The sequence below is a fragment of the Ruegeria sp. YKSE079 genome, assembly GCF_059612845.1.
This window is the reverse complement of sequence record NZ_JBXWRJ010000025.1, coordinates 1-12,854: the sequence shown is the minus strand read 5'-3', so window position 1 is coordinate 12,854 and position 12,854 is coordinate 1. Positions and strand designations below refer to the sequence as shown.

Genomic DNA, 12,854 nt, shown 5'->3' with positions numbered 1-12,854 from the left:
ATGTTGACACCGCTTAACATGGGCTTACCGTCCCGCAAAGGTTCAGCAGCGGAGAAAGTGAACATGGCCGATATCGACTACTTTTTTGCGACACTGTCGCCCTACAGCTATCTGGCGGGGCAGCGGTTGGAGGAGGTCGCGGCCAGGCACGGCGCGACAATCGCCTACAAGCCGGTCGACATCATTGCGCTTTTTGGCCGAACCGGGGGAACGCCGCCCAAAGACCGGCATAAATCGCGGATCGAGTACCGGGCGCAGGAACTGGTGCGGCAGGCACGGAAGCTGGGGATGGAGTTCAACCTGCAGCCCGCACATTGGCCGACCAATGCGGCACCGTCTTCCTACGCGATTATCGCGGCGGCCAAGGATGGGGCGGGCGACATTGGAAAACTGTGCCATTCCATCTTGCGGGCCTGCTGGGCCGGGCAGAAGGATATCGCTCAGGACGAGGTGATCCGCGAGTGCCTGGAACAGGCCGGGTTCGATCCGGGGCTGGCGGATAGCGGATTGCTGGTCGGGGCCGAGACCTATGCCGCCAATCTGGAAGAGGCGGTCGATCGCGGGGTGTTCGGCGCGCCGTTCTATATCACGTCCGACGGGCAGCGGTTCTGGGGTCAGGACCGGCTGGACGATCTTGACGCCCACCTGGCGGAGATGAAGGCGTGAGGGATCACGCCGCGTTGCAGCAGCCTTTCCATGTGCGCGTGCTGGGGCACGGTGCGCGCCGGGTGCTGGCGCTGCACTGCACCATCGCCCATTCCGGCGCGTGGCGGGGGCTGGCAGAGTGCCTGGGAGGGCAGGCAACTTTTACCGCGCCCGACATGCTGTCGCATGGTCGCAGCCCGGATTGGGACAAGGTGGGTGATTTCCAGGACCGGATCGTCGAGATCGCCGAAACCCAACTGAGCGAACCGATGGATCTGATTGGTCATTCCTTCGGGGCGACGGTGGCGTTGCGCCTGGCGGTCGAACGCCCGGATCTGGTGCGCAGCGTGGTTTTGATCGAGCCGGTGTTCTTTGCGGTCGCCGTCAGGGATGCGCCGGGGTTGATCGAACAGCATGCCGAGGATGCCGGACCCTATCTGGAGGCACTGGCGGCAGGGGACGAGGCGCTGGCGGCACGGTTGTTCAACCGGATGTGGAGCACCGAGGACAGCCCGCGCTGGCCACAATTGCCGGACAATACGCGGGCGGCGATGATCCGAGGCATTCACGTGGTGCCGACGGTGGATGACACGTTGTTCAACGATCGCGCGGGGTTGCTGAAACCGGGCGTTCTGGACCGGGCGTCGATGCCGGTCCTGTTGTTGCGCGGGTCACTGACCCACCCGGTAATCGCCGCGATCAACGAAGGATTGGCGCGCCGTCTTCCCGACGCGGTCAGCGACGTGATCGACGGAGCAGGGCACATGGCGCCGATCTCGCACCCCCGCGAGACGGCGGATCGGATCGCTGGGTTCTGGGCGCGTGTCTGATCAGGTGAGCAGCGTCAGGAACTGGTCGATCTGCGCGGTGCCGATCGACCAGTCGCAGACCAGGCGGCAGGCCAGGGCCTCGGTATCGTCGTCGCCTTCAAGCTCCGCCCCCCACAGGTGATAGACCGCACCCGCGTCGTGCAGGCGCTTGTGGGTGCTGCGGGGGAAGCTGGCGAAGATGATGTTGGCCTGTGGTTCATGCAGGAAGGCGGCCCCCGCCTTGCGCAGGCCATCGGACAGCCGGGCGCAGTTGGCATTGGCCTGACGCGCTGATTTCAGCCACAGGTCATCCTTGAGATAGGCCGCCATCTGGGCCGACAGATAGCGGTGCTTGGAAAACAGGTGCGCCCCGCGTTTGCGGCGCAGTTCGAATTCCCAGGCCTTGCTTTCGTCAAAGAAGATGACCGCCTCGACCCCCATGCAGCCGTTCTTGGTGCCGCCAAAGCTGACAGCGTCGACGCCGGCCCTCCATGTCATCTCGGCGGGCGAACAGTTCAGCGCCACCAGCGCATTGGCAAAACGGGCGCCGTCCAAGTGCACCGGCAACCCATAGCCCTTGGCCACGGCGCAGAGCGCCTGCAATTCGCCCAGCGAATAGACCGAGCCGCGCTCGGTCACCTGGGTGATCGACACCGGCCCGCGCTGTGGCCCATGCACGCCACGGGTTTCTTCGCCCGCAATCGCTCCGCGCAGCGCCTCGGGGGTCATCTTGTCACCACCGGGAACCAGGGTCAGCTTGGCGCCGCTGTAGAATTCGGGTGCGTTGCACTCGTCTTCGTGGATATGGGCGACGGGCGAGCAGAACACAGTTTCCCACGGGTTTGACAGTGTGGCCAGGGCCAGCGAGTTGGCCGCCGTGCCGGTTGCCACCAGATAGACCGCCGCGCCGGGGGCCTCGAATATGCCGCGGATGTTATCGCGCACCTCGTTCATCAGGGCGTCGGCGCCATAGGCCATGGCATAGCCCTGATTGGCCTCGGTCAGCGCTTGCAGAACCTCGGGGTGAGCGGGGCCGGAATTGTCAGAGGCAAAAAACATCAGATCGGTTCCTTGATTATGTGGTCTTCCCACTCTTCTTCGGGGGTTTCGAATTCCGAAACGGTCTTGTGACGTACCGAAATACCCGCCGCATGCACGCTTTCGGGTGTGCCAGAGATCAGCGGGTGCCAGTCGTAAAGCGGCTTGCCCTCCCATAACAGGCGATAGGCGCAGGTTTGCGGCAACCAATAGGCGTGGGTGTCGATATTGTCGGGGCGCATCACGATGCATTCCGGCACAAACTGGTGGCGGATATCGTATTGGGTGCAGCGGCAGGTTTCGTCATCCAGCAGACGGCAGGCGACACAGGTCAGGGCCACCTCGCCGCTGTCCTCGTCTTCCAGCTTGTTCAGGCAGCATTTGCCGCACCCGTCGCACAGCGCTTCCCATTCCTGCGGGTTCATCTTGCGCAGCGGCTTGCGCTCCCAGAAACGCGGGGCAAGCCCGGTGCGGTCGATGGGGTCCTTGCTCATACCGCCACCAGAATCTCGCGTGCTTTTGCACAGTCGGCATCCATCTGTGCGACCAGCGCGTCGAGCCCGTCAAATGTCATCTCGGGGCGCAGATACTCGACCAACCCGACCGAGAGTGTCGCGCCGTAAAGATCGCCCGAGAAATCGAACAGGAAGGTTTCGATATTGGGCTGCTCGCCCCGGAACATCGGTCGGGTGCCGACCGAGGCGGCGCCGTGATAGCTGCCCTGATGCGGTCCGTCCAGGACATCGACCAGCACCGCGTAGACACCGAATTTCGGCTGGTGCAGCCCCTCGATCGACATGTTGGCAGTGGGAAAGCCCAACTCGCGTCCGCGCTGTTCGCCGCCAATGACTTCGCCCTCGATCCGGTGCCAGTGGCCCAGCATCGTGGCTGCATCGCGCGGCCGGCCTTCGGTCAGCGCAGTACGGATCGCAGTGGATGAAACGACGTTGTCGGACCGTTCCATCAAGGGGGCGATCGTTACGCCAAACCCCATTTCGCGGCCAAACCGCGCCATGTCTTCGGCGTTACCGCTGCGGCCCTTGCCAAAACAGAAATCCGCTCCGACAACGACATGCGCCAAACCCAGACCGTCGCAGATGACGCCCCTTGCGAAACCTTCTGGTGTCAGTCCTGCCAGCGCGGCGTTGAAGGGCAGTTCATACAGCTTTTTGACCCCCAGTTTTTCCAGCCGGTGCGCGCGGGTGTTGCCGCGCATCAGCCGGAAAGGCGGGCTGTCGGGGGCAAAGAACTCGCGCGGGTGCGGCTCGAAGGTCAGTACGCCCAAGGGGGCGTCGGGGGCGGCATCGCGGGCCAGTTCGATCACCGACCGGTGGCCGATATGGACGCCGTCGAAATTGCCAATCGCGACGCTGGCGCCGCGATCCTGATCTTCGACGAACTGGTAATCCCGAATGATCCGCATGGGCGCCTGCGTAGCTTGACAACGGACCTTGTTCAAGCACCAGTTCACGAATTGCCGGGGTCACAAGTGTGCCCAAGGCCGGCGGGCTGATTTGACATCCACGCTGTCTGTCGCTGTGCGACAGGTTTGCATTGCCCAATCTATTTCTTGATCCGCCAAAAAGACGAGGTGTAAAGTGGAACTCCGGTTGATGTAACCGCCCGTCGGAAAAAGGTATTCGGTTCCGGTCCCTTGAGATCGCGGGCATACCCTGAGGTCGTGCCTCATGTACAGAATGCGCCTATTCGCCATTCGCCACGCTCGGTTTTTCGAGTGGGTCTACAAGCGCGTCGAGCAAGGGATGGTGGCGCTTGATCCGGTCTTTGCCAAGATTGGCTATAACCGCGTCGAACGCCCGATTGCACTGGTCGAAAAAGGCGTCAAGACCCTGCTGTTCGATTGCAAGATGTGTGGGCAATGCGTGTTGTCCTCGACCGGCATGTCGTGCCCGATGAACTGCCCCAAGCAATTGCGCAACGGTCCTTGCGGCGGGGTGAGGCCGGGCGCGTTCTGCGAGGTGAAGCCCGATATGAAATGCGTCTGGGCGCTGGCCTGGGACGGGTCGAGCCGGATGCGAGAAGGCCCGGAAAAGATCAAGCAGGTGCTGCCGCCGGTCGAACACACGCTGAAGGGGTCGTCGTCGTGGTTGCGGGTCAGCCGCGAGATTGCCTCCAAACGGCGCGAGGCGCGCAATGCCGCGCGCCAGACGCTGGCGCAGGCCTTTCCCGAGGCGCGCAAGAACGAGCCGTCTTCGGCGCCGCTGGCCGAGGAACCACCACGCGCCACGACGCATCAGGGAGGCAGAACATGAGCGCACCATCCAGCAAGGATGTGGAGCCTTCGGGCTATGTTCCCGTGCCCGAGGGATATGTCTCGCACAGCCGGTTGGAACGGGTTTTGCGATCTGGCCGCTTCGCGGTGACGGCAGAGCTGAACCCGCCTGACAGCGCCGATCCCGAAGATGTGTTTCAGGCCGCCCAACCGCTGGGTGAGGTGGCGGATGCGATCAACGCAACCGATGCGTCGGGCGCGAACTGCCATATGTCTTCGATCGGGATATGCGCGTTGCTGACACGCGCGGGCTATTCGCCGGTCTATCAGATCTCTTGCCGCGACCGGAACCGCATCGCCATTCAGGGCGACGTGCTGGGCGCGGCGGCGCTGGGTGTCAGCAACGTGCTGTGCCTGACCGGGGATGGCGTCGGTACCGGCGATCAGCCGGGGGCGAAACCGGTGTTCGATTTCGACTCGCTGACGCTGTTGCGCACGATCCGGACCATGCGGGATCAGGGCAAGTTCCTGTCCGGCCGTAAGATCACGCGGCCGCCGCAATTGTTTCTGGGGGCTGCTGAAAATCCCTGCATTCCGCCCTATGACTGGCGCCCGAACCGGCTGGCCAAAAAGGTCGAGGCGGGGGCCGAGTATATTCAGACCAACTATATCTACGACATCCCGCTGTTCGAGAAATTCATGTCGCGGGTGCGCGACGAAGGGCTGGACAAAAAGGTCTACATCATCGCCGGGGTGGGGCCGATGGCCTCGGCCAAGGCGGCGCGCTGGATGCGGTCGAACGTGCCGGGCATCCACATTCCCGACGACATCATCGACCGGATGGAAAAGGCCGACAAACCGGCGGAAGAAGGCAAGAAAATCTGTGTCGAACTGATTCAGCAGATCAAGGAAATCGCAGGCGTGTCGGGCGTTCACGTGATGGCCTATCGCCGTGAGCACCTTGTTTCCGAGATCATCCTTGAATCAGGGGTTCTGAAAGGGCGCTCGAAGCCGCGCAAAAAATAGCAATTCGGTTTGCGCCCGGATCATTCGCTGAGCTATTTCGGCAGCCCCGCCTGCAGCAATCGGTCTATCAGCGTCTTCGCTATGCTGCGGTCCTGGTAGCATTCGTTGAAGCGAACGAATTCGACAGTCAGATCTGCGTCACGGCCCAACGCGTCGGCCACGTTTGCAACGGCTTGCCGGGTGTCGCCCAACGCGACCCGCGAGGCGGCCTTGTACAACAAGCTTCGTCGCGTCTGAAAGGGCAGGTCGCGCGCGGCACTCAGAACGTCGTCGTATCTTTGCAGATGATAAAGGGCCGCGATCCTTTCCTCGGTGATCCACGCAGGCAGGAACGGATCGAGTGCTCCGGCGCGGTCCAGCAGCGACAAGGCGGTTTCCGGTTCACCTGCGAAGTTATGAAACGCCGCGCACCGGCCAATGATATACGCGTCATTTGGAGCAAGCTCGATCGCCTTGCGGTGATAGGTGCGCGAGGCATCGAATTTGTATTCCAGCATCAGGATCGAACCCATAATGCGGTTGGCCTCGGGGTCGTTTGGGTCAAGTTGCAAGGCCCGTTCGGTGCGCCGCCTCCCGTCGCCCCAGTCGTAGTCGGGCAATCCGGATGCCGAACACACCCACATGGCCTGAGCCTTGGCAAAGTTCGGATCGGTCTCGATCGCCTTTTCAAACCAGTGCAAGGCCTTGTGAACGTTCTGATCGGTGACGCCCCCTCTGCGGTGATAGTCCAGCCCCCGCAGGTAATATTCGTAGGCCGTCAAAGAACTCGCCGGGCGTTGGCGGGCGGTTTGGGTGTCGGCTTCCAGAACGCGCCCTGTCACTGTTGCGGTTACACGGGCGGTGATCTCTTCCATCATGTCGACGAATTCATCGAACGGGCGTTGGATGCGGTCGGTCCAAAGAACCTGTCCGTTCTCAGTTTCGACAAGATTGAGGTTCAGCCGCAGCTTCGACCCCAAAGACCGGATGGAGCCGGTCAAAATGAAGCGAACCCCCAACAGATTGCCCGCCGCGACAGGATCGCGATTGGACAGACCCATCGAGGCGGTGGCCGATACCACGAACAACTGTTTCATCCGACCAAGGTCCAGGATCAGATCCTCGGTCAGCCCGTCGGCAAGCGTATTTTGGTCGGTATCGGCGGAACTTGCCGAGAGCAGGGGCAGAACCGCAATCGAATGTGGGCGTTTGGCGTGCACATCCAACTTGAACTGCTCGCTGGCCCGACCCCGGAAACGCACGATTTCTTCCCGGACGCGAAACACGTGAATCGGTTCTGAAATACCCTTGAACCGACGCTCGCCTATATCGTCGAAGACACAGGGCGAATTGCGGCGAACCTGATCGAACAGGCTCTGGCTGGTGTCAATTGCGCCCGGATCGGCCGCCGATTGAATGCGCGCCGCGATATTGACGCCATCGCCGCGCAGGTCTCCGTCCACGTCCACCACATCCGCCAGATGCAGGCCAAACCGCATGTCCGACACGGTCGATTTTTGTGCCGCGTTAATCGCTCCGCGCGCAGCCATCGCGGCCCGCAACGCGTTCACCGGGCTCTGGAATTCGGCCAGAACCGCATCGCCGGCCTGGTTGAAAACCCGCCCGTCATGCTTGTTTACGGTCTCGGAAACCACCGCAAGCCGATCCGAAAAACTGCGAATAGCCCGCTCTTCGTCCTGCTCCATCTGGCGGGTGGAGCCAACGATGTCGCCGACCAGTATCGTGGCTAGCCTACGCTGCATCTCTCCTCCCGCCGGCACTAACGACGGGAAAAGTGTAACTTACTTGCAGGTTTTGGCCAAGTTCCGGGATCAGTCGAATTTGCGCGAGGGGGCCAGAACCATGGCCTCGCCAACCAGCACCTTCTTGCCGTCAACGGCACAGTGACAGTCCAGCTTGACCCGGCGCTTTGAGATATCGATATCGACTACCTTGACCTCGGCATAGACCATGTCGCCGGGGCGGACGGGGGCCAGGAATTTCAGGGTCTGGCCCATGTAAACGGTGCCGTGGCCGGGCAACTGCTCGCCGATCACCGCCGAGATCAGCCCGGCGGTCAGCATGCCGTGCGCAATACGGCCTTCAAAGATCGTGTCCCGGGCATAGTCGTCGTCCAGATGCACCGGATTGCGGTCGGTCGAAACCTGGGCGAACATCTCGATATCCTCGTCCGTCACCACTTTGCGCAGGTGACGGGTCATGCCCATTTCGATGTCCTCGATGCAGATGGTTCCGCGCGGAAGATTGTCCAACATGTCGCCCTCTCAATGCCGTGGCCGGGCAACAAAACGTTACTTCCGACCGGTGATGAGCAACTTTATTACTTCGCAGTCGCAGAAAATCAACCCCTAATTCCGCTAGCGCAAACGTCCGATTGAATAGGTCGGTTCCATTTTTTCCCTTTTTATATAGTCCATTAGAGATTCATGATGAGGGTGGACCGATGTTTTTGTCTCGGATGCAGCCAGACCGCCCGTGATGAACAGGGAATCGATGCCTTCACCCATTGCGCCGGCGATGTCGGTGGCGGGGCCGTCACCGATAGCAAGAATGTCGGAATCGGGGATATCGGTGCCCAACGCTGCCAGCCTGCGGCGGGCCAGATCATAGATTGGCGGGTGAGGTTTGCCGAAATAGAGGCTCTCGCCGCCCATCTCGGTGTAAAGCCGCGCCAAAGCGCCCGCGCACCATTCGCGCACCTCGCCCCGGTCGACGACGATATCGGGGTTGGCGCAGAGCAACTTGAGCCCCTTCTGCTTGGCAAAAAGGAAATCGGGGCGGTTCACGTCCGGATCTGCCATAGGATCGAACGGGCCACAGCAGACGATGCCTTCGGCCTCGTCCAGCGGGACCCGGTCGATGTGAATGGGATGGTCCAACAGCTTCAGCGGCTCAAAAAACCCCTCGTCGCGCTGCCATTCCCCCATGAAATAGACCTTGTGACCGACCGCCCCCAGAAACATTGCCGACCGCGCCGAGTCGCCGCTGGTGGCGATGGTGTCATAGCAATCGTTCGGCACGTTGAAATGCCCCAACTGCACCGCGACACCGGCCCGGGGTTTTGGCGAGTTGGTCACCAGAACCACCTTGCCGCCCGCCGCGCGGAAATCCTTCAGCGCCGTGACTGCTTCGGGAAAGGCAGTGATGCCATTGTGAACACAACCCCACAGATCGACGAACAGAGCCTTGTACCGGTCGGAAATTTCGGAAAGCGAATGAATGATCTGTGTCATGGGGCCTTGATGTCCTGTGCGTTTATGGCGGTTATGCCCCAACTGACGGGCATTGACCATGCTGCTTGTCTGGGCGTCGGGAACGTTGTCGGAATTGCCCAACATCCGCCCTGGTCCGGTCGAACGGCGGTCCGGGATCGGGTTGAGGGTATTACGCCGGAAAAAAAGACGCCGAGCGGCGTCTTTTACGGGTTTGGCATGGTCCGGGCAATGCTTGGTCAAGCTGTCGAATTGACCGGATTTCCGTAGCCTCTATTGGACACGAACAGCGGTTCCGGTTCCAACTCGGGTGCCCCAGCTGAAGGGTGTGACCTTCACACCGGTAATCTTGGTATCGACAACGGTATCCGCACCAATCTTTGCCGCTTCCTCGCGCAGCTTCTGTTCCACATGCTCAACGGTCGGCTCCGGATGGAAGGCCGTTGTCTTGTTGACCGAAACTTTTAGATCCGAGATCTTTGTCTGTGTGGCCGGGTCAAAAGCGGCGCTGGTCAGATGGACTTCGCCCGGGGTGATCGCGGCGACGGCGGCCTCAGGCGGATTGTTGTCGATATTGCTTGTTTCCCAAGTTGCACATGCGGCCAGCGGCACCATCAGAAAGCCGGTGAGAATGATATTCTTTAGCACGAATTACGCCTTTCAATTTCCAATTATGCGTGTGCGGACCGTTTTGCACACATGCCATCTTTTTGCAATGATCTGAACAAGTTGAGCTGACAAATCCTGGCTTCTCCGGCGACAATAACTAACGCGCCGGAATTGCAGTCTATCGATAAAACAACCGAGAATGTTCGCAAAAGGCGAAGAAGAAAGGCGCCCGGTCGGGCGCCTTTCGCGCAGCGATGCGATGGGATCAGACCTTGAGATTCGGAATGATCTGCTTTTTGCGGCTCATGATGCCGGGCAGAACAACGGCGTCGCCATCGACAGTGGCGCCAAAGCTTTTCTCGGCCACGCCCTTGACCAGATCGTTGGGCACCAGCAGCGTCGCCTCTTCGTTCAGGATGTCCACCACGAACAGCAGCACCTGATCGACGCCATCTTCCTTGGCGACCTCGACCATCGAGTCGGTCAGGCTGGCCTTGCGGTCCAGCACCACGCCCGGCGCGGTGGTTTCCAGAACCGAGACGCGGAACTTGGTTCCGTCAACCTCGTATTCTTTGCTGTCCATGCGGATCAGTTCGGCATCCGAGAACGACGATACGTCCGACTTGGCCGCGAACATTTCAGCGGCATAGGCCGGGATGTCGAGTCCCAGATCGACGGCCAGTTTCTCGGCCACTGCCCTGTCGTGGTCGGTGGTGGTGGGCGAGCGGAACTCCAGCGTGTCGGACAGGATGCAGGTCAGCGCCGCACCCTTGATCGCCTCGGGCATCTTGTCGGCATCGTCGCCCATCAGGTCGATCATGATGGTGGCGGTGCAGGCCAGCGGGCGCACGGTGATGTCGATCGGACCCTTGGTTTCCAGACCGCCGACCAGCTTGTGGTGATCGACGATGGCGCGGATGTCGGCACCGTTGATGTTGGCGGGCAACTCGGCGGGGTTGTTGGTGTCAACGATCACGACTGGCGCGCCATCTTCGACATCGGCGATGATGGCCGGTTTGTCGAGGTTCCAGCGCTGCAGCATGAACGCGGCCTCGGTGTTGGGCTCGCCCAGCAGAACCGGGGTTGCGGCGACGCCCTTGACCTCGTTCAGGTACCAGGCCCAGACGATGGGCGAACCGGTCGAGTCGGTGTCGGGGGATTTGTGGCCAAATACTTGGGTGGTCATGTCAGCGTCCTGCGAATTGGAAATTTGCGCGCCTTATAGGGCGGTCACATCGGCTTGTCACCCGGCAGAACGCGGCATGCGACGGTTGGTCTGATCCGGCGCTCAGATGTCAGAATTCGGCGCGCTGCAGATCATAGCCGGCCTGTTCGAGCTGGTGAAGCAACCCCTCTTCTCCGGCGAGGTGGCCGGCACCTACGGCGATGACTGCGGTCTGGCCCTGAATGCCCAGGATATGGGTCAGCCAGTTCCGGTTGCGCTGCACGACAAGCTGGTCCTCGAAGGTTGCCCATTCCTTGTCGAATTCGTCCTGTGCAATCTCGGACGTCTCTTGCCCCAGCAGGCGCGCGACCAGCAGAATCTCGGCGTGCCGTTCCTCCATATACGCATTGGCCATCGTGACCATGTGGTCGTCCCCGGCCTCGAACGCGTCGGCCATCCGGACGATGGATTGCGCCTGTTCCTCGATCGGGTGGCTTTCGAAAATCGCGATCAGGTCGCTGACCTGTTCCAGCGAGTGCTGCGGGATGTCATGCGCCTCGGCCAGTTCGGTCAGCCGCTGATCCATGCCCCGGTCGGCGCCGGGGGTTTTGACGATGCAGGGCGGGATACCCAGCATCATGCTCAGAAACCACGGCTTCATCTTGGCCGCCATCCAGCTTGCAATGCCGCGTTCCGCCAGACGGTTGGATAGCGCGGCCCAGCTTTCGTCGTCCAACAGGTCGATCAGGGTCGGCCCCGAGGTGATCAGGACCGGGCTGAAATCGGTGGCCAGCCCCTGTTCGAACGCCTCCATGTCGGTTTTCTTGACCTCGAACCAGAACGCATCGGCCTGCGACAGTGCGGGGGTCAGCCGATCGACGATCGCGTCCATCCGCGGGTCGCTGGTGTGCAACGTTCCGACCAGATGCAGGGTCGTTCCATCCTTGCGCGCGATCCAGTGGTTGCCCTCGGCAAAAGGAATTTCCGCCAGCTCGGCATCCAGCGCGGCACGGTCCCCGGCGGTCAGGTCCAGCCGCAGATCACGCCCTTCGCATGCGGCAAAAGCCGTCGCCGGCAACAGGCAGGAAATTACAAATGCAAGCAGCAGACGCATGAAATCATCCATTGTTGAAATTCAGAATTCGGCGCGGGTCAGGGTATATCCGTTGTTCTGGAGCAGGTTCAAAACCCCTTGTTGTCCGGCAAGATGCCCCGCCCCGACGGCGACCACAACCGTCTTTCCCCTGGCGTTCAGGATCACCGGCAGCCATGCCCGGTTGCGGCCGGCCAGAATCCGTCGGTCATATTGCTGCAACAGGCGCGTGACTTCGCGGCGCGGGATGTCGATGTCGCGGTACAGCGTCCATTTCTGGATCAGCATGGCCTCGGCCAGCCGTTCGTCGAAATAGGCGTTGCCCAGCGTGACGACCTGATCGTCATAGTTGAGCGAGCTTTTGATATCCAGCTCCAACAGGCGCAACTGGTCGCGCACCGGCTGATCCGACAGCGCGCGCATACCGTCGCCCACCCGTTCGAGCGATGCGACGCGGACACCGCTGCGAAGGGCCATGCGTTCGATCCGTTCATCCAGCCCGGCATAGGCGGCGATGCCGCGCCCGCCACAGCCCGAGCGCGACAGGGTCAGCGAAATGTACCATGGCTGCAGCCGGGCCAGCACCTTGGGGTCCAGACCCTCGGGCAGCATCCGCAGCTTCAGCATGCTCCAGTCCTCAGCCGACATCATGTCTGCCAGCGTCGGGCCGCGCGGAATGAGCAGGAGGCCGGGATTGCTTTGCAGCACGTCATCGAGCTGTCTTATCTCGGCGGTCGTTACCTCCAGCAGCACCACGTCGGCCGACCGGATGACCGGACGCAGGTTGCGCATGACCCGCCGCATGCGGCTGTCGCCGTTGTGCTGCGTGCCGATCACGTGAATGCGTCGCTCGCCCCGCGTGGCAACCCAGTGGTTGCCATAGGCAAAGGGAACCTTGCGGATTTCCTGTTGCAGACGCTGCTCATATGTCGGGGTCAGACGATCCCGCAGGTCGCTTCCGGTGCACCGCGCCTGCGCCACGGATGCCGAGAGCATCAGCATCAGGGCAAAAAGGGCGCGAATC

14 protein-coding genes are annotated in these 12,854 nt (G+C 61.5%); 4 read left to right on the top strand and 10 right to left on the bottom strand.

The genetic code is table 11. The features are described 5' to 3' along the window. The first annotated feature begins 63 nt into the window (after positions 1-63). Together AC2FMY_RS18975 and AC2FMY_RS18970 are read left to right on the top strand one after the other, a co-directional pair. Positions 64-666, top strand: a complete 603-nt coding sequence (locus AC2FMY_RS18975) for a 2-hydroxychromene-2-carboxylate isomerase (protein ID WP_480749540.1) — start codon at positions 64-66, stop codon at positions 664-666. Beyond that, the gene (locus AC2FMY_RS18970) at positions 663-1,475 is read left to right on the top strand and encodes an alpha/beta fold hydrolase (protein WP_496743722.1); all 813 of its coding nucleotides are present in this window, start codon (positions 663-665) and stop codon (positions 1,473-1,475) included. Before AC2FMY_RS18975 ends, AC2FMY_RS18970 begins: the two co-directional genes overlap by 4 nt. Here the strand turns inward: AC2FMY_RS18970 and AC2FMY_RS18965 are convergent, their stop codons facing one another. Genes AC2FMY_RS18965 through AC2FMY_RS18955 form a run of 3 tightly spaced genes read right to left on the bottom strand, consistent with a single transcriptional unit; the run spans position 1,476 to position 3,915 of the window. Beyond that, on the bottom strand, positions 1,476-2,513 hold the full coding sequence (locus tag AC2FMY_RS18965; RefSeq protein ID WP_480749538.1) for a threonine aldolase family protein: 1,038 nt from the start codon (positions 2,511-2,513) through the stop codon (positions 1,476-1,478). After that, positions 2,513-2,986 (bottom strand): YcgN family cysteine cluster protein, encoded by a 474-nt coding sequence (locus AC2FMY_RS18960; protein WP_496807898.1) that lies wholly within the window; start codon positions 2,984-2,986, stop codon positions 2,513-2,515. The genes AC2FMY_RS18965 and AC2FMY_RS18960 overlap by 1 nt, the downstream gene beginning before the upstream one ends. Continuing rightward, a complete protein-coding gene (locus AC2FMY_RS18955; protein WP_496807897.1) occupies positions 2,983-3,915 on the bottom strand; it encodes a bifunctional riboflavin kinase/FAD synthetase in 933 nt (310 codons plus the stop codon). The genes AC2FMY_RS18960 and AC2FMY_RS18955 overlap by 4 nt, the downstream gene beginning before the upstream one ends. 265 nt (positions 3,916-4,180) lie before the next feature. Between AC2FMY_RS18955 and AC2FMY_RS18950 the strand changes: the two genes are divergently transcribed. Next, complete coding sequence (locus AC2FMY_RS18950; RefSeq protein WP_496807896.1) at positions 4,181-4,765, top strand: methylenetetrahydrofolate reductase C-terminal domain-containing protein; 585 nt, start codon at positions 4,181-4,183, stop codon at positions 4,763-4,765. After that, the gene (locus AC2FMY_RS18945; protein WP_480749534.1) at positions 4,762-5,751 is read left to right on the top strand and encodes a methylenetetrahydrofolate reductase; all 990 of its coding nucleotides are present in this window, start codon (positions 4,762-4,764) and stop codon (positions 5,749-5,751) included. Before AC2FMY_RS18950 ends, AC2FMY_RS18945 begins: the two co-directional genes overlap by 4 nt. Before the next feature lie 32 nt (positions 5,752-5,783). Here the strand turns inward: AC2FMY_RS18945 and AC2FMY_RS18940 are convergent, their stop codons facing one another. The 7 genes from AC2FMY_RS18940 to AC2FMY_RS18910 all read right to left on the bottom strand — a co-directional run. Beyond that, complete coding sequence (locus tag AC2FMY_RS18940) at positions 5,784-7,493, bottom strand: adenylate/guanylate cyclase domain-containing protein (RefSeq protein ID WP_496807895.1); 1,710 nt, start codon at positions 7,491-7,493, stop codon at positions 5,784-5,786. Between the two features lie 69 nt (positions 7,494-7,562). Continuing rightward, the gene (locus tag AC2FMY_RS18935) at positions 7,563-8,006 is read right to left on the bottom strand and encodes a MaoC family dehydratase (protein WP_480749532.1); all 444 of its coding nucleotides are present in this window, start codon (positions 8,004-8,006) and stop codon (positions 7,563-7,565) included. Between the two features lie 102 nt (positions 8,007-8,108). Further along, complete coding sequence (locus AC2FMY_RS18930; RefSeq protein WP_496807894.1) at positions 8,109-8,984, bottom strand: TIGR01459 family HAD-type hydrolase; 876 nt, start codon at positions 8,982-8,984, stop codon at positions 8,109-8,111. A 252-nt stretch (positions 8,985-9,236) separates the two neighbouring features. Further along, on the bottom strand, positions 9,237-9,611 hold the full coding sequence (locus tag AC2FMY_RS18925; protein WP_480749530.1) for a hypothetical protein: 375 nt from the start codon (positions 9,609-9,611) through the stop codon (positions 9,237-9,239). A 226-nt stretch (positions 9,612-9,837) separates the two neighbouring features. Beyond that, positions 9,838-10,758, bottom strand: a complete 921-nt coding sequence (locus tag AC2FMY_RS18920) for a manganese-dependent inorganic pyrophosphatase (RefSeq protein WP_480749529.1) — start codon at positions 10,756-10,758, stop codon at positions 9,838-9,840. A 109-nt stretch (positions 10,759-10,867) separates the two neighbouring features. Continuing rightward, entirely contained in the window at positions 10,868-11,851 is a 984-nt protein-coding gene (locus tag AC2FMY_RS18915) for a TraB/GumN family protein (protein ID WP_496743734.1), read from the bottom strand. Between the two features lie 21 nt (positions 11,852-11,872). Then, positions 11,873-12,854: TraB/GumN family protein (locus tag AC2FMY_RS18910; protein WP_496807893.1), on the bottom strand; the 982-nt coding region annotated here is incomplete at its 5' end.